Annotated in this window: 16 protein-coding genes; 11 read left to right on the plus strand and 5 right to left on the minus strand. The window is 72.3% G+C overall.

Going from position 1 to position 14,998, the window contains the following annotated elements; translation table 11 throughout:
• Positions 1-108: 108 nt before the first annotated feature.
• The 3 genes from CLT68_RS14415 to CLT68_RS14425 all read right to left on the minus strand — a co-directional run bounded on the left by CLT68_RS14415 (position 109) and on the right by CLT68_RS14425 (position 1,965).
• Complete coding sequence (locus CLT68_RS14415; protein WP_099851458.1) at positions 109-564, minus strand: GNAT family N-acetyltransferase; 456 nt, start codon at positions 562-564, stop codon at positions 109-111.
• A gap of 19 nt (positions 565-583) precedes the next feature.
• Positions 584-1,525: a DMT family transporter gene (locus CLT68_RS14420; protein WP_486482166.1), complete on the minus strand. Its 942-nt coding sequence runs from the start codon at positions 1,523-1,525 to the stop codon at positions 584-586.
• A 179-nt stretch (positions 1,526-1,704) separates the two neighbouring features.
• Positions 1,705-1,965, minus strand: coding sequence for a Prokaryotic metallothionein (locus tag CLT68_RS14425; protein ID WP_099851461.1), 261 nt, complete (start codon positions 1,963-1,965; stop codon positions 1,705-1,707).
• Positions 1,966-2,120: 155 nt separating this feature from the next.
• On the opposite strand from CLT68_RS14425, the gene CLT68_RS14430 reads away from it, so the two are divergent.
• The 3 genes from CLT68_RS14430 (at position 2,121) to CLT68_RS14440 (ending at position 3,966) form a co-directional block, all read left to right on the plus strand.
• Positions 2,121-2,396: an isoamylase early set domain-containing protein gene (locus tag CLT68_RS14430; RefSeq protein ID WP_099851463.1), complete on the plus strand. Its 276-nt coding sequence runs from the start codon at positions 2,121-2,123 to the stop codon at positions 2,394-2,396.
• A 108-nt stretch (positions 2,397-2,504) separates the two neighbouring features.
• On the plus strand, positions 2,505-3,251 hold the full coding sequence (locus tag CLT68_RS14435; RefSeq protein WP_099851464.1) for a lytic polysaccharide monooxygenase: 747 nt from the start codon (positions 2,505-2,507) through the stop codon (positions 3,249-3,251).
• A 64-nt stretch (positions 3,252-3,315) separates the two neighbouring features.
• Positions 3,316-3,966 carry a DUF305 domain-containing protein gene (locus tag CLT68_RS14440; RefSeq protein WP_099851466.1) on the plus strand — a complete coding sequence of 217 codons (651 nt, stop codon included), beginning with the start codon at positions 3,316-3,318 and terminating at the stop codon, positions 3,964-3,966.
• Between the two features lie 61 nt (positions 3,967-4,027).
• On the opposite strand, the gene msrB is transcribed toward CLT68_RS14440, so the two are convergent.
• Positions 4,028-4,432, minus strand: coding sequence for a peptide-methionine (R)-S-oxide reductase MsrB (gene msrB, locus CLT68_RS14445; protein ID WP_088946842.1), 405 nt, complete (start codon positions 4,430-4,432; stop codon positions 4,028-4,030).
• Between the two features lie 47 nt (positions 4,433-4,479).
• On the opposite strand from msrB, the gene ligD reads away from it, so the two are divergent.
• Together ligD and CLT68_RS14455 are read left to right on the plus strand one after the other, a co-directional pair.
• On the plus strand, positions 4,480-5,517 hold the full coding sequence (gene ligD / locus CLT68_RS14450) for a non-homologous end-joining DNA ligase (protein WP_099851467.1): 1,038 nt from the start codon (positions 4,480-4,482) through the stop codon (positions 5,515-5,517).
• Between the two features lie 62 nt (positions 5,518-5,579).
• Entirely contained in the window at positions 5,580-6,830 is a 1,251-nt protein-coding gene (locus CLT68_RS14455) for an HNH endonuclease signature motif containing protein (protein ID WP_099851468.1), read from the plus strand.
• A gap of 49 nt (positions 6,831-6,879) precedes the next feature.
• Here CLT68_RS14455 and CLT68_RS14460 read toward each other — a convergent pair whose 3' ends face one another.
• Positions 6,880-7,242 carry a winged helix-turn-helix transcriptional regulator gene (locus tag CLT68_RS14460; protein WP_099851470.1) on the minus strand — a complete coding sequence of 121 codons (363 nt, stop codon included), beginning with the start codon at positions 7,240-7,242 and terminating at the stop codon, positions 6,880-6,882.
• 46 nt (positions 7,243-7,288) lie between these two features.
• On the opposite strand from CLT68_RS14460, the gene CLT68_RS14465 reads away from it, so the two are divergent.
• The 6 genes from CLT68_RS14465 (at position 7,289) to CLT68_RS14485 (ending at position 14,997) form a co-directional block, all read left to right on the plus strand.
• Complete coding sequence (locus CLT68_RS14465) at positions 7,289-8,044, plus strand: short-chain dehydrogenase (protein ID WP_099851472.1); 756 nt, start codon at positions 7,289-7,291, stop codon at positions 8,042-8,044.
• A gap of 117 nt (positions 8,045-8,161) precedes the next feature.
• A complete protein-coding gene (locus tag CLT68_RS14470; protein ID WP_486482167.1) occupies positions 8,162-8,596 on the plus strand; it encodes a DUF2975 domain-containing protein in 435 nt (144 codons plus the stop codon).
• Positions 8,596-8,811 (plus strand): helix-turn-helix domain-containing protein, encoded by a 216-nt coding sequence (locus CLT68_RS14475; RefSeq protein WP_088946848.1) that lies wholly within the window; start codon positions 8,596-8,598, stop codon positions 8,809-8,811. The genes CLT68_RS14470 and CLT68_RS14475 overlap by 1 nt, the downstream gene beginning before the upstream one ends.
• A complete protein-coding gene (locus CLT68_RS33150) occupies positions 8,808-8,972 on the plus strand; it encodes a hypothetical protein (protein ID WP_172861973.1) in 165 nt (54 codons plus the stop codon). The genes CLT68_RS14475 and CLT68_RS33150 overlap by 4 nt, the downstream gene beginning before the upstream one ends.
• A 131-nt stretch (positions 8,973-9,103) precedes the next feature.
• Entirely contained in the window at positions 9,104-12,292 is a 3,189-nt protein-coding gene (locus CLT68_RS14480; RefSeq protein WP_099851475.1) for an ABC transporter permease, read from the plus strand.
• A complete protein-coding gene (locus CLT68_RS14485) occupies positions 12,289-14,997 on the plus strand; it encodes an FtsX-like permease family protein (protein ID WP_099851477.1) in 2,709 nt (902 codons plus the stop codon). The genes CLT68_RS14480 and CLT68_RS14485 overlap by 4 nt, the downstream gene beginning before the upstream one ends.
• Position 14,998: the final 1 nt, after the last annotated feature.

Consider the following 14,998-nt stretch of genomic DNA (forward strand, 5'->3'; position numbering starts at 1 on the left):
GGGGGATGAGGTCGGACGACGACACCCGGACCGACGGGAGTTGCCCACTCCCGCGCCTACTCGCTGGCTCCTGCGATGGCTCTACCCGGCACCATGCCAGCTCGATCGTCAGACGTCAATGGCATCGCGCCGCATCGGCGTGTGCGGGATGCCGTCCTCGACGTACTCCGGGCCGCTGACCGCGAAGCCGTGCCGGGTGTAGAAGGCGACCAGGTGCGACTGGGCGTCCAGCACGCAGGGCCGGTTGCCCACCACCTCCAGCGCCGCGGTCATCAGTCGGCCGGCCTGCCCGCCGCCGCGCGCCGCCGGTGCCACCACCACCCGACCGATCCGGGCGGTGCCGTCCGGGTCGGCCAGGATCCGCAGGTACGCCAGCGGCGCGCCGCCGTCGGTCAGCCAGAGGTGCCGCGTGCCCGGCTCGACGTCGCGCCCGTCGAGTTCCGGGTACGGGCAGTTCTGCTCCACCACGAACACGTCGATGCGCAGCTTGAGCAGGTCGTGGAAGGTACGGGTGTTCAGGTCGGCGAAGGAGGCCGTCCGGATCTCGGTGGTCTGCGAGGGCATCCGACGATGGTAGGCCGCCTCACCTGGTGCCCGGTCGAGGTGCCAGGTAGGTGGCGGCCACGGCGGTGAGCAGCAGGACGCCACCGCCGACGACCGGCAGCGGAAGCGGCTCGTGCAGCAGCACCACCGCCAGCGCCGCGGCGGTGAGCGGTTCGAGCAGGGTCAGCACGGCGGCGACGCTGCCCGGGGTGGTGCGCAGCCCGGCGTAGAACAGCGCGTACGCCAGCGCGGTGGTGATCACGCCGAGGTGCAGCAGCAGTGCCACCGTGTCGGGGCGTACCGGCACGCTCACCCCGGCGACCACGGCGAACGGCGCCAGGGTCAGCGCTCCGACAACTGTGGAGATGGTGGTCAGCGTCATCGGTGCGACGCGCTGCGACACCTGTCGGCTGATCAGGGTCGTCACCGCGTACCCGAGGCCGGAGCCGGCAGCCGCGAGGAGGCCGAGCAGCGGCGCGGGCGCCGTGGCGGTCGGGTCCGCCGTCGCCCCGGTGATCAGGGCGAGACCGACCACGGCCGCGACCAGCGTGGCGAGACGCAGCGGGCCGGGGATCCGTCGGGCGCGCGCCGACTCCCAGGCCGCGGCGAGCGCCGGGGCCAGGCCCAGGCTGACGACGGTGGCCACGCTGACGCCGGCCCAGGCCACGGCCGCGAAGTAGAGCGCCTGGTAGAGGCCGAGGCCGACGCCGGTGAGCAGCAGGGGTACGGGTGCCGCGCGCAGGGTGGCCAGGATCGCGCCGAGCCGACCGGCGGTGCACGCCAGCAGGACGAGCGCGGCGATCGCGAGGCGGTGGAAGCCGATGCTCACCGGGCTGAGCCCGGTGCTGTCATGCAGGAGTTGCACCGCCACACCGGTGGTGCCCCACAGCACGCCGGTGACGGTGATCTGGATCAGGCCGGTGCGGGCCTGGTCGACGGCCGGCGCCGAGGCAGCCGGTTGCACGGTACGGGAAACGGACACGGATGCGCTCCGAAGGATGAGCCGTTGACGGGGACGACGTCGACGGAGCGCGTACGGCAGCGAGCCGGGTCGGGTCAGGTCACCCGATCGGCGAGAGGCGCGGCGCTCCGCTCAGGAGCGCGGCGGGGGCAGGACGCCCAGCAGTGGCCGCATGGGGACGACCGTACCGCAGGCGCGGGTCAGGCCGGGCGTGCGCCGACGGCGTCGCGGATCTCCGCGCCCACGTCGCCCTCGACGGCACGGGCGCAGTGCCCGCAGCAGAAGAAGCGGCCGTTGACCTCGACGCCGTGCCCGACGATCTTGATCTGGCAGTGTTCGCAGATCGGTGCCAACCGGTGGATCGCGCACTCGAACGAGTCGAAGGTGTGCACGTCACCGCTGACGGTGCGCACCTCGAACGCCATCCAGTAGTCGTTGCCGCAGACTTCGCACGTTGCCATCGGAAACCTCCCATATCACGACATGTGTCTACAGACTGCTCTCCGTTCGGCGGCTCACGAGGCGAAATGTCGAGGTCCAGGAGTCGTGGCGGCGTGTCGGCGTCGGCGTGTTGTCCGTTGTGTGGGGTGAACCGCCGCAACCCCGGAGGATCACAGTGATCAAGCGCAACAAGCTCTTCGGCAACCAGACCCGGGTCACCTTCTGCCTCCCCCGGGACGCCCCGCTCGGCCCGGTGAGCGTGGTCGGCTCCTTCAACGGGTGGGAGCCGGGCCGGCACGAGATGGTGACCCGCCGCGACGGCACCCGGACGGTGACCGTGAAGCTTCCCCCGGGTGAATACCGGTTCCGCTACCTCGCCACCGGCGGCGTCTGGCTGGACGACGAGTCAGCCGACCAGGTCGACGACCGGGGGAGCCTGCTCCGGATCTGAGGGAAAACTCGCCACCATCGATGGATTTATCGATGGGAGTCTTTACTGTTAACAAAGTTTAAATTACCTTGAGGGGCACCCACCGTACCTGGAGAAGGAGCTGCCCCGATGCGTCGAAGAATGACCATTCCGCTGGTGGCGGCGGGTGCTGTCGCCGCCACCCTCACCGTCGCCGCCCCCGCGCAGGCGCACGGCTACGTCTCCGCCCCGCCCAGCCGGCAGGCGCTCTGCGCGCAGGGCCGGGTGCCCGACTGCGGGCAGATCAAGTACGAGCCGCAGAGCGTCGAGGGCCCCAAGGGCCTGCGCAGCTGCAACGCCGGAATCGCCCAGTTCGCCGTCCTCAACGACGACAGCCGGGGCTGGCCGGCCACCTCGGTCGGCAGCTCGCTGACCTTCACCTGGGTGAACACCGCCCGGCACGCCACCAGCAACTGGGAGTACTGGATCGGCAACACCCCTGTCGGCGTGGTCAACGGCAACAACCAGCAGCCGGGCGCCACCGTCTCGCACAACGTCAACCTCGGCGGCTTCTCCGGCCGTCAGAAGATCCTCGCGGTGTGGAACATCTCCGACACGGCGAACGCCTTCTACTCCTGCATCGACGTGCAGATCGGCGGCGGCGGGTCGACCCCGACCCCGACCCCGACCCCCACCCCCTCACCCACCCCACGGCCCACGCCGACCGCCACGCCGACCACTCCGCCCGCGCCGGGCGGCAGTTGGACGACGGGTCGGGCGTACCAGGTCGGCGACCAGGTCACCTACGGCGGAGCCACCTACCGCTGCCGGCAGGCGCACACCGCGATTCCCGGCTGGGAGCCGCCGAACGTACCGGCGCTCTGGCTCCAGGTCTGACCGCACGGGTGCGGCCCATGGCCGCACCCGTGTTCGCCGCCCTCGCGTGAACGGAGCACCCGGTATGCCTCGCCGTACCCGTCTGGCGTCAGTGGTCGCCGCTCTGCTGCTCACCGGCTGCGCAGGGTCGCCCACATCGAACCCGTCAACCCGGCCGCAACCGGCGCCCGCGTCCCCGGCCGGGTCGGCGGCGGCCGGGGCCGCGGATGCCGGTTCCCCAGGCGCCGGAGCCTCCGGCGCCGGTGCCGCCCCGGCCGGGGACACGATCGACGCCGCCACGATGAGCGGGATCGACGTGGTGTTCCTCAGCACGATGGTCGGGCACAGCGAACGCACCCTGCAGATCGTCCGGTTGGCTTCCGACCGGCTGCGCGACGACGCGCTGCGCACCCTGGCCGCCGCCATCGAGGCGACCGAAGCCGACGAGCTGGCCGCGATGCGTGGCTGGTTGCCCACGGCCGGGCCCGGCGCCAGCGCGGCCGCCCACCACCACGAAGGGCACGGCGACGACGCCGCGCTCGACCGGCTGCGGACCGCACCGGACGCGGACGTCGACCGGGTGCTGCGCGAGGTGCTCGCCGACCACCAGCGGTCGGCAGCCGACCTGGCCCGGGCCCAGGTCGACGTAGGCCGCAACGAGCGGGTCCGCGACCTGGCCCGGCGCATCGAGCAGTCCCGGACCGCCGAGGTCGAGCTGTTGAGGAGTACGCCCTGAGCGTGGTCACGCCCCGGGCGTGGCTGTGCCCCCGGGCGTGGTTATGCCCGGGGTGCCCTGGTCAGCGGGGTTCCAGCTTGATGGAGACCGAGTTGACGCAGTGCCGGGTGTCCTTCGGGGTGAAGCCCTCGCCGTGGAAGACGTGCCCGAGGTGACTGTCGCAGCGGGCGCAACGGATCTCCGTACGCGCCATGCCGAGGGTGCGGTCCTCGATTTCCTTCACCCGGCCCGGGATGGCGTCGTCGAAGCTCGGCCAGCCGCAGTGCGAGTCGAACTTCGTGTCACTGGAGAACAGCTCCAACCCGCAGGCGCGGCAGTGGTAGACGCCCTGGGTCTTCGTGTCCACGTACTCGCCGGTCCACGGTCGCTCGGTGCCGGCCTCCCGTAGGACGTGGAACTCCTCGGGGGTCAGCCGGACCCGCCACTCGTCGTCGGTGCGGGGCAGCTCATTGTCGTCAAGACTCACCCGTCAACGGTACGTCGAAGGTCGGGGTCGTGGCATAAGGTCGCGGGATGGCTGGCACCAAGGCAGCGGTCACCGAGGTCGAGGTGGCCGGGCACAGCGTACGGCTGAGCAGTCCGGACCGGGTGATCTTCCCCCAGCGGGGGTTCACCAAGGCGGACGTCTTCCACTACTACCTCGCCGTCGGCGACGGGATCATGCGCGCCCTGCGGGACCGGCCCACCACGCTGCAACGCTTCCCCGAGGGCGTCGAGGGTGAGGCGTTCTTCCAGAAGCGGGTGCCCACCCGAGGGGTGCCGCAGTGGGTGACGACCGCGCAGATCACCTTCCCCAGCGGTCGGAGCGCGGCGGAGCTGTGCCCGGTCGACCTCGCACACGTGGCCTGGGCGGCGCAGATGGGCACCATCGTGTTCCACCCCTGGCCCGTCCGCGCCGCCGACGCCGACCGGCCCGACGAGCTGCGCATCGACCTGGACCCACAGCCCGGCACCGACTTCGCCGACGCGGCCCGGGCCGCCGGGGAGGTTCGTGCGCTCCTCGACGAGCTGGGCGTGGCCGGTTGGCCGAAGACCTCCGGCGGCCGAGGTGTGCACGTCTACCTGCGAATCCAGCCCCGTTGGACGTTCACCGAGGTGCGCCGGGCCACCATCGCGCTCGCCCGGGAGGTGGAACGCCGCCACCCCGACCTGGTCACCACCGCGTGGTGGAAGGAGGAACGCGGCAGCCGCGTCTTCGTCGACTTCAACCAGATGGCGCGCGACCGCACGATCGCCTGCGCGTACTCGCTGCGGGCCAACGCCCGGGCCACCGTCTCGACCCCGGTCACCTGGGACGAGCTGCCCGACGTCGACCCGGACGACTTCGACCTGCGCACCGTTCCGGTCCGGCTCGCCGAGCGCGGCGACCCGCACGCCGGCATCGACGACGCGCCGTGGGACATCACCCCGCTGCTGGAGTGGGCCGACCGGGACGCCGCCGCCGGTCAGGGCGACCTGCCGTACCCGCCGGACCACCCGAAGATGCCCGGCGAACCCAAGCGGGTGCAGCCGAGCCGCGCCAAGCGCACCCCCGACGACGACAACGCCTGACCGGCCGGGCCTTGCTTCTCGCGGGGCCGGAATCTGTCGTACACCTGTTCTAGAGTTTGGGTGTGATCGATGAGTTGGCGCGGGCGGAGAGTGCGGTGGCGACCTGCGCCGACGCGGCCGCCTGGCCTCTCACCGAGCACGAGCTGGTCGCGGCGCTCGATGCCGCGCACCGCTTGGAGCAGCGTCTCGCCGCCGTGAAGCTGGCGTTGGTGCGGGAGGTGGACGGTCGGGGCACTGCGGTCGCGCAGGGCGCGTGCAGCACCGCGGTCTGGTTGCGTGAGCGACTGCGGTTGACCATTCCGGCGGCCCGTCGGTTGGTCGATCTCGCGGTCTGCGTTGACGCGGCCCCGCCGGCCGTGCGGGGCGCGCTGGCGGCCGGCGCGGTCAGCGTGGAGCAGGTGCGGGTCATCGCCGACACCGTCGCCACTGTGCAGACGGCCGCCGGGCCGGAGGTGGCCGACAAGGCCGTCGGTGTGCTGGTTGACTGGGCCGGGCAGTTCGACCCCACCCTGCTGCGCAAACTCGGCACCCGCATCCTCGACCACGTCGCACCCGACATCGCCGACGCCGCCGCGGCGGCGGCTCTGGAAGCCGAGGCGGCCCGGGCGACCCGCGACCGGCACCTCACCGTCTCCGAGCAGACCGACGGTCGGCTGCGCCTCACCGGCACCCTCGACGCGGAAGCCGCCGCGTTGCTGCGCGCCGCCATCGACCCCCTCAGCGCACCCGCCGGCCCCGACGACAACCGTTGCGCCGGCCAGCGCCGCCACGACGCCCTCGCCGACGTGTGCCGCCTCGCCCTGCGCACCGGTGAGCTGCCCGACAGCGGCGGCGATCCGGCCCAGGTCGTCGTCACCACCAGCTACGACGCGCTGACCCGGCAACTGGGCGATGGGGCGCTCGACATCGGCCTGCACCTCACACCGGAAACGGTGCGCCGACTCGCCTGCGACGCCGCGATCCTGCCCGCCGTCCTCAACAGCACCGGCCAACCACTCGACCTCGGCCGACAACGCCGCCTCATCACCGGCCCACTACGCCGCGCCCTCGTGCTCCGCGACCGCGGCTGCGCCTTCCCCGGCTGCGACCGACCACCCCGCTGGTGCGACGCCCACCACATCCACCACTGGGCCGACGGCGGCCCCACCAACCTCAACAACGCCGTCCTGCTCTGCGGCCACCACCACCGACACCTCCACCACAGCGACTGGACCGTCCGACTCGGCGACAACGGCCATCCGGAGTTCGTGCCCCCGGCCTGGCTCGACCCCGACCAACTCCCCCGCCGCAACCACTACCACCGACGGACGTAGGCAACGGGACGCGGTCACCGGTGATCTGCGAGTGCGGGGTTCTCGTGGCTCATCCATGCATCCGAGCGCGTGCCTGCTCGATGTCGGAGGCGTGCGTGACTGCCCATTCGCCGACGGCGATGACCAGTGGCAGAAGTGAGCGGCCCAGGTCGGTGAGCGCATATTCGACACGCTCCGGTGTCTGATGACGGCTGATCAGCCCGTCGCTCTCCAGGGTGCGCAGTGTGCGGGTGAGGATGCGTCGGCTCAGACCGTGGATGGTGCGGTCGAGTTCGTTGAAGCCGTGGGGGCGTTCGCTGAGCACCGCGAGAACGAGAACGCTCCACTTCTCGCCTACGCGGCGCAGCACGTCGGTTGCCGGACACGCCGCGCGGTCGGCCGGGGTCACGGGTAGCTGCAGTGCCGGTGACATCGATGTGCCTTCTTTCGAGTGGGCCGACAGAAGCCAACGATGAAGTATGCGCACAGTGGTGATTGCGGGCGGGACGCGTGGCATCGGCGGTGCCCTTGCCGACAAACTGCGGCGAGCCGGAGATCGGGTGGTCGCGATCGGCAGTGCCGACGCCGACCTCACCTCGGTCCGGCAGACCTCCGCACTGGCAGACCGGTTACCGGACAAGATCGACGTGTTGGTACTGGCGGCAGGGCGTTTCGACCAGCGGCGGATCGTCACCGGTGAGGGCTTCGAGCAGACCTTCGCGATCTACGTCCTCGGTCGCTATCTGCTCGCCGAACGGCTCCGCCCGGCATTGGAACGTGCTCAGACACCGGTCATCCTCAACCTCAGCGGCACCGGCGGAATCCGGGCCGGCCGAATCCACTGGGACGATCTGCAGCTGGCCAACGGCTACACCATGTTGAAGGCGACGATGCAGGGCGCGCGCGCCAACGACCTCCTTGGCGCCGGCTTCGCCGCGCACAACCCGAACAGCCCAATCCGATACGTGCTGTACAACCCACTGTTCGTCGACAGCGGTATGCACCGTCAACTCCGCCAACCGATGCGCGCCCTCGTAGGGGCGTCCGCCGCGCTCTTCGGATCCTCCACCGCTGACGCTGCCACCCTCCTGGCGGCCCTGCTGGCCGAGCCGCCGGCCGCTCGGCTGACGGCGCTGCGGCGCGGCGCGCCGGTCCCTCTCACGCGACCGGAGTTCGACCAGTCGGCGGCTGCCCGGCTCTACACGGTCCTTGCCGAGCTGACTGCTGCCGCGTGAGTCGCCCACCGACGCCCCGGCGCCCTCGATCCACCGATTGACTTTCGATAGGTAACGAGCGAAACTCGATGCATGTTTACGGAGCATCGAGCGGTAGCCGCTCTCAGAATCGTTCTCGTGGTCCTGTTCGTGGTCCTGATCGGGTTCCAGACGTTCTCGCTGCCGGGGCAGTTCGCGCACATGGCCCAGGAGTCGCCGGACCACGCCTACCTCCGGTGGCCGCTGACCGCCGTGACGGTGTTCTGGGTGCTGTGCGTCCAGGTGGTGATCGTGTCGACGTGGCAACTGCTCAACATGGTCAAGAACGACCGCATCTTCACCGAGGCGTCGCTGAAGTGGGTCGACCTGATCGTGTGGGCCATCGGCGCGGGGTGGGCGGTGCTCGTGGGCGTCTTCCTCTACGTCGGCTTCAACGCGGACGACCCGGGCGGCCCGATCCTGCTGTTCCTGTTGACGATGGGCGTCACGGTGCTCGGGCTGCTCATGGTGGTGATGCGTGCGCTGCTGCGGCAGGCGACCACGCTGCGGACCGACATGGAAGCGGTGATCTGATGCCCATCGTCGTCCGCATCGACGTCGAGTTGGCCAAGCGCAAGATGAGCGTCGGCGAGTTCGCCGAACGCGTCGGGCTCACTCCGGCCAACGTGGCGGTGCTGAAGAACGGCCGCGCCAAGGCCGTCCGCTTCAGCACCCTGGAAGCGATGTGCCGGGTGCTCGACTGCCAGCCCGGAGATCTGCTCGAGTGGGTTGAGGAGGAAACCTCATGAGGTACGTCCTGACCGTCGTCGCCGTCCTCGGCGTCGCGCTCGGTGTCGCCGGCATCGTGCACGGGGAGGCCGACGACTCGCCGGGCCTCCAACTCCTCGGCGTCGTGCTCGTGATCGGCGCGGTGGCGTTCGGCATCCGCAACGTACGGGGCGGTAGCTGACCGTCCGAGGCGCACGGGCCGGCGTGAGCTGACCCCTCTCGTAATAACGATCATGTAACGGGCGCGAACCTTTCCCGGGGGGTGGCCTGTCTTGATGGTCGTCGGCCCACCGGGGCCAGGGGAGGCGTCGGATGAAGCTGGTGTGGAGGCGGGCCCGCGAGGCGCGAGGGCTGCTGGTTGCCGCGGTGATCGCCGCCCTCGTCGCCGTCGCGTTGGTTACCGGGCTGTCCGACTACAACCGCCGGGCGGTGGACGCCGGGCAGCGTGCCCTGGTCGCCGCCTCGCCGGCCGAAGAACGCGGCCTGTTGGTCAATGGCTCAGGTGGGCGTGACGCGGCCGAGTTCGCCACCCGGGACCAGGCGGTCCGAGCCGAGTTCGCCAACGGGCTCGCCGGTGCCGCGGTCAGCGTCGCCGCCGCCCGCTACGGCACCGGCCGGGAGCTGACCGGTGATCTCGGGCAGGTCACCCGTCCGGACGACGAACCGGTCTTCGCGAACCTGGCCACGCTCGACGACCTCGCCGCTCACGCGGAGCTGACCAGCGGAGCCTGGCCCAGCCCGGGCGCGAACCCCGTCCAGGTGAGCCTGCCGGAGCGGGTCGCCGGCACGCTGGGCCTCAGCGTCGGCGAACGCATCCCGGTGCGTGACCGGGCCACCGAACGACGCGGTGAGCTGGTCCTCGCCGGCACCTGGCGGCCCCGCGACCCGACCGACGCGTACTGGCTGCTGGCCCCCGGAGTTGGGGCGGGCAGTGCCGGTTCCGGCACCTCGTACGGGCCGTTCACCCTCGACCCGGCCGACTTCGTCGCCACCTCGCCGGGGTCGGTGTCGGCGTCCTGGCTGGCCGAACCGGACCTCGCGGGCGTCGACACCGCCGATCTGCCCGCCGTGCGGAAAGCCCTCACCGAGGCGACCTCGGCCGTGCCCGAGGCCGCTCAGCTCGGCAGTTCCGGGCAGACGGTGACCAAGATGGAGACGCTGCTGGACCGGATCGCCCGCGCCGACCTGGTGGGTCGTTCCTCGCTGGCCACCCCGCTGTTGCTGATCCTGGTGCTCGGTGGGTACGCGCTGGTGCTGGTCGCCGCGCTCCTGCAGGAGGACCGCCGCCCGCAGACCGCGCTGCTCCGAGCCCGCGGCGCCGCCCGCCGGCAACTGGCCGGCCTGGCCGCTCGCGAGGCGACCCTGGTGGTCGCCCCGGCCGCCGTGCTCGGTCCGCTGATCGCCGGCGAGGCACTGCGGTTCGTCCGACCCGGCGGGTCGGCCGACCTCTCCACCGCCGGTGGCAACACCACACTGATCTGGGCGGCAGCGGCGGCCACCGCGGCCGGTTGCCTCGTCGCCATGGTTCTCCCGACGCTGCGCAACGCCGGCACGTACGTGGCCGACATGGCCGCCCGGTCCCGGCCGAACCGGTCGGCGAGCATGCAACGTGCCAGCGTCGACCTGGTCCTCGTGGCGCTCGCCGTGCTCGCCTGGGTGCAGCTACGCCGGTACGCCTCCCCGCTGGCCGGATCCGGCGGTCGACTCGGGATCGATCCACTGCTGGTCGCCGCCCCGACGCTCGGCGTGCTGGCCGGCGCCGTGCTGGCGCTGCGGGTGCTTCCGCCGCTCACCCGGTTCGCCGAGCGGTTCGTCGACCGGCGGCCCTGGACGGCCACCATGTTCGGTATGTGGCAGGCCGGTCGGCGTCCGCACGCCGGCCCGGTGCTCCTGCTGGCCCTCGCCGTCGGTGGCAGCACCCTGGCCTGGTCCCTGATCAGCACCGGGGAGCGGTCCCAGATCGAGCAGGCCGGGCACACGGTCGGCGCCGACCTGCGGGTCACCGAACGGACCGGCGCCGCCCCGCCGACCCGGGGCGACCAGCTCGCCGCTCTGCCGAGCGTCAAGCGGGTGCTCCCGGCGTGGCGGGACGAGATACGGGTCGGCCGGGAGGACCTCCAGGCGACCGTGATCGGTGTCGACGCGGCCAGCGCCGCCGGGGTCGTCCGTCTCGCCGACCGCCTGAGCGACGGAACCGCGTCGACACAGTTCGAGCGGATGGTCAAGGCGCGGGGAGCCTTCGCAGGCGTCGAGCTGCCCGCCGACGCGCGCGCGATCACTGGCACGGTCCGTACCCCGGTGAGCAACGCGAGCCGGCCGGTTCAGGTCGCGGTGACGCTGCTGGTCACCAGCTCCGACGGTCTCGCCCTGCGGCTGCCCGCGGCCAACTCCGCCAGCGACGGCCGGGCCACCCAGTTCACCGTGCAGCTGCCCGACGCCCGCGGGGCACGGCTGCGGCTGACCGGATTCGAAGCTGACGGTGGGTTGGCGGCCGGCAACGCCTACCGACTCCAGCTCGACGGGCTGACGGTGGTCAACGCCGACGGCACCACAGCGCCCGCGGGGCTGAGCGGTAACTGGACGATGACGGCCCCCCGCGAGCAGCAGCCCACGCCGGTGCGGACCACTCCCACCGGGTTCGCCGCGGTGCACCCGGTGGACGTGATTCCTGGCGGGCAGTTCCTGTACCAGCCGCCGACCCGGTTCACGATCGTGCCCGGCGGGGAGAGCGAGCCCATCGCGGTACTGATGACCCCCGGGGTCCGTGAGGCGCTGAGCCTGCGCGTCGGCGACACCGTCGACCTGACGCTCTCCGGGACGACGCTGCCGGTCCAACTGGTGGGCGAGCTGAGCGCGGTGCCGACCACCACCGGGGAAGGCATGCTGCTGGACCTGCCCGCGGCCGTCGACGCGCTGGTCCGGGGCAATGGCACGATGCGACCCGTACCGGAGTGGTGGATCGGCGCCGACGACGCGACGGCCGCCGCCCAGGCGGCCGGCGAGCTGTCGGGCGTCACAGTGCTCAACCGGGAAGCGGTGTACGAGTCGGCCGCCGATGACCCGTACTGGCAGGGCTCGCGTACCGGGATGCTCGCCGCCGCGCTCGGTGCGGTGCTGCTCGCCCTCGTCGGCCTGATGGTGGATGTCTGGGCCACCGCGCGACACCGGCTCGGCGAGTTCGCGGTGCTGCACACCCTCGGTGCCACGCCTGGGCTGCTGGCGCGGGCGTTGCTGGCCGAACAGACGTTCCTCGCCGGCATCGGCGTGGGGGTCGGGTTGTTACTCGGTGCCGGAGTCGGCGCCACCATGGCGCCACTGGTCATCCTCACCTCGGCCGCCGATCGGCCGATCCCTCCGGCGACGTTCGCGCTGCCCTGGGTGCCGATCGGCCTGACCGCGGTCGGCCTGCTGCTGGCGGCGCTCGCCTTCAGCGCGTTCATCGCCACCGGCATCCGTCAGCGGGTGGCGGCGGTGCAGCTGCGAATCGGGGGAGAACGATGAGCGTCGGCGCGGCCGTCCGGCGGGTCCGGGCGTACGGCGGGCAGTTCCTGCTGCTGGCGGTGCTGACCCTGGTGGTCACGCTGCTGATCAGTGGGGTGCCCCGGTTGGTCAACCGGCTCGCCGAACAGGGCCTGCGGGCGCAGCTGAGCAGTGAGCCAGCCGCCCGCCGGGACATCTCGTACACCACCGGGGTGGTGGCCGCGACCTCCAGGAACACGGCCATGGGCGGCGCTGGCGAGCGGTTCGACCGCCTGGCCGCGGAGATGCCGCCGCAGGTGCGGTCGGGGGTGACCGAGCGGTGGTACAACGTGGACTCCCCGGCCGCCCGCGTGGTCGGGCCGGATCTCGCGGCTCGCAACCTGCTGGTCGACCTGGGCCTACGCGCTGTGCCGGAGATCCAGGACGCGGGCACCCTCGTCGAGGGGGCGTGGCCGAGCGAGACCTACATTCCCGACCGACCGATCGAGGTGGCGCTCGACGTCGACGTGGCCGGCAGGCTCAACCTGCGCGCCGGCAGCCAACTGCGCATCGGCAACGCCGATGACAAGGGCAAACTCTCGGACGCTGCCCCGCTGGTGGTGTCCGGGTTGTTCCGCCCCGTCGACCGCGCAAACGGCATCTGGGATGGGCTGCCACAGCTGCTGCGGGTCATCGAACCGCCCGGCGACGCCCAGGCGTTCGTCATCGTCGGCGTGGTCGCCCAGTCGGCCCTCAACAAGCGGGTCGCGGCGGGCTGGCCGGTCCAGTACAACTGGCGATACCGCCTGGGCGCCGACCGGATCGACGCACGCGAGCTGGACCAGTTGATCGACGGTCTGCAGACGATGCAGCGCACCCGGCCCCAGGACCTCACGTTGACCCAGGGCGTCGACGTCCCGTTGCGCGCGTTCGCCGCCCAGGTCGATGCCGCCCGGACCCTGCTCGCGGTGATCGCCGCCGGGGTGCTGGCCACTCTGGCCGGGCTCATCGTGCTCGCGGCCAGCCTCGCCACCCGACGGCGCCGCTCGGAGTTCGTGCTGCTGCGGGCCCGTGGAGGCGCGGCCACCGCCGGTGCTCGGCGTAGCCTCGCCGAATCGCTGCTGGTGGTGCCGGTCGCCGCCGCGCTGGGCTGGTGGCTGGGCACCCTGTTCCCCGGCGAGCCGGACCCGACCACGCCGTACGTCATCGCGGCGACCGTCCTGGTCACGCTCGCGCTGCCGTTGGCGACGCTGGCCGTACCGGGCGGTGCGGCGGCCCGCCGCGACCTGATCCGGGTGCGCCCCTCGGCCCGCCGGCTCACCGTCGAGGTTTCCCTGCTGCTGCTGGCCGGGCTCGCCGCGGTGCTGCTGCGCCGACGTGGCCTCACCCTCGGCGAGGTGGACCCACTGCTCGTGTCGGTGCCGGTGCTGCTCGCGGTCGCGGCGGCGGTGCTCGCGCTGCGGGCGTACCCCTGGCCGTTGTTGCTGGTCAGCCGGCTTGCCGCGCGGACCCGGGGCAGCGTGGCCTTCCTCGGCACGGCGCGGGCCGGCCGTTCCGCCGTCGCCACCCCGCTGGTCGTCGTGGTGCTGGCGATCGGCACCGCGGCGTTCTGCGCGGTCGTAGCCGCCGGCGTCGACGCGAGCCGGGAACGGGCCGCCGAGCAGATCGTGCCCGCCGACGCGGTGATCCGCGGGGAGCGGTTCGCGCCCGACACCATCGACGAGTTGGGTCGTCTGCCGGGGGTTCGGGCCGTCACGCGGATGCTGTACCAGGCGGACGAGCGGCTGGCGGTCGACGAGATCGGCACTGACGCGCGGGTCGCGCAGACGGACGTGCTCCTGGTCGACGGCTCGGGGCTGGATGCGGTGGCCCGCGAATCCGAGGTCGACCTGTCGGTGCCGCCCGCGCTGCTCGCCGCCCGGCCCGGGGCGGGTCCGCTGCCGGCGATCGTCTCCCCGGCGGTCGCCGCCGACCTGGTCAAGGCCGGGCTGAACGACTCGGCCTTCATCTCGGTGCAGGGCCAGCGGTACGAGTTCCGGGTGGCCGACACCCAGGAGGGTTTCCCGCTGTTGTCGGCTAACGCCAGCCGGTTCGTGATCCTGCCCTGGCAGGCGCTGCCGGAACGCACCACCACACCCGTGCCGACCAGCCTGCTGGTCGCCGGGGACCCGCTGGACGCCGAGGCGCTGCGCGTCGCCGGTGACCAGGGGCAGGCACGCTACCAACGCGACGGAGCGGTCACCGGTCGGGACCGCCCACTCGGGGTCACCGTCGACACCCGCGCGGACGTCCGCCGGGAACTCGGCGACGGCGGTGCGAACGGGGTGCTGGCCTTCGGGTTCGTGGCCGGCGCCGTGGGCGGCACCGTGCTCGGGCTGCTGGCCATCGCGTTCACCGTGCTGGCCGGGGCGCGTGCCCGGGGGCAGGTGCTGTCCCGGCTGCGTACCCTCGGCCTGTCCCGCCGGCAGTGGCGAGGGCTGCTGCTGGTCGAGTTGACCCCGCTGGTCGCGGTGTCGGTGCTGACCGGTGCGCTGGTCGGTGCGGTGCTGCCCCTGCTGCTCAATCCGGTGCTCGGCCTGTCCGCGTTCACCAGTGGTGTGCCGGTCCAGGTGGCTTTCGAGCCCAGCCTGGTCGCCGCGGTGCTCGCGCTCGGGGCGGTCGCCCTCGGCTTCGCGGTCGCCGTCGAGGCCCTGAACAACCGCCGGTTGCGCCTCGGTGAGGTGCTTCGGCTCGGAGAGGAGAGCTGAG

It is taken from the genome of Micromonospora sp. CNZ299 (assembly GCF_002754415.1).

Bases quoted from the DNA above. Each gene is read 5' to 3' on its own strand.
- ligD (WP_099851467.1), top strand. From the start codon at position 4,480: ATGGCTGGCACCAAGGCAGCGGTCACCGAGGTCGAGGTGGCCGGGCAC.
- CLT68_RS14480 (WP_099851475.1), top strand. From the start codon at position 9,104: ATGAAGCTGGTGTGGAGGCGGGCCCGCGAGGCGCGAGGGCTGCTGGTT.
- CLT68_RS33150 (WP_172861973.1), top strand. From the start codon at position 8,808: ATGAGGTACGTCCTGACCGTCGTCGCCGTCCTCGGCGTCGCGCTCGGT.
- CLT68_RS14460 (WP_099851470.1), bottom strand. From the start codon at position 7,242: ATGTCACCGGCACTGCAGCTACCCGTGACCCCGGCCGACCGCGCGGCG.
- CLT68_RS14465 (WP_099851472.1), top strand. From the start codon at position 7,289: ATGCGCACAGTGGTGATTGCGGGCGGGACGCGTGGCATCGGCGGTGCC.
- CLT68_RS14435 (WP_099851464.1), top strand. From the start codon at position 2,505: ATGCGTCGAAGAATGACCATTCCGCTGGTGGCGGCGGGTGCTGTCGCC.
- CLT68_RS14485 (WP_099851477.1), top strand. From the start codon at position 12,289: ATGAGCGTCGGCGCGGCCGTCCGGCGGGTCCGGGCGTACGGCGGGCAG.
- CLT68_RS14440 (WP_099851466.1), top strand. From the start codon at position 3,316: ATGCCTCGCCGTACCCGTCTGGCGTCAGTGGTCGCCGCTCTGCTGCTC.
- CLT68_RS14425 (WP_099851461.1), bottom strand. From the start codon at position 1,965: ATGGCAACGTGCGAAGTCTGCGGCAACGACTACTGGATGGCGTTCGAG.
- CLT68_RS14415 (WP_099851458.1), bottom strand. From the start codon at position 564: ATGCCCTCGCAGACCACCGAGATCCGGACGGCCTCCTTCGCCGACCTG.
- CLT68_RS14475 (WP_088946848.1), top strand. From the start codon at position 8,596: ATGCCCATCGTCGTCCGCATCGACGTCGAGTTGGCCAAGCGCAAGATG.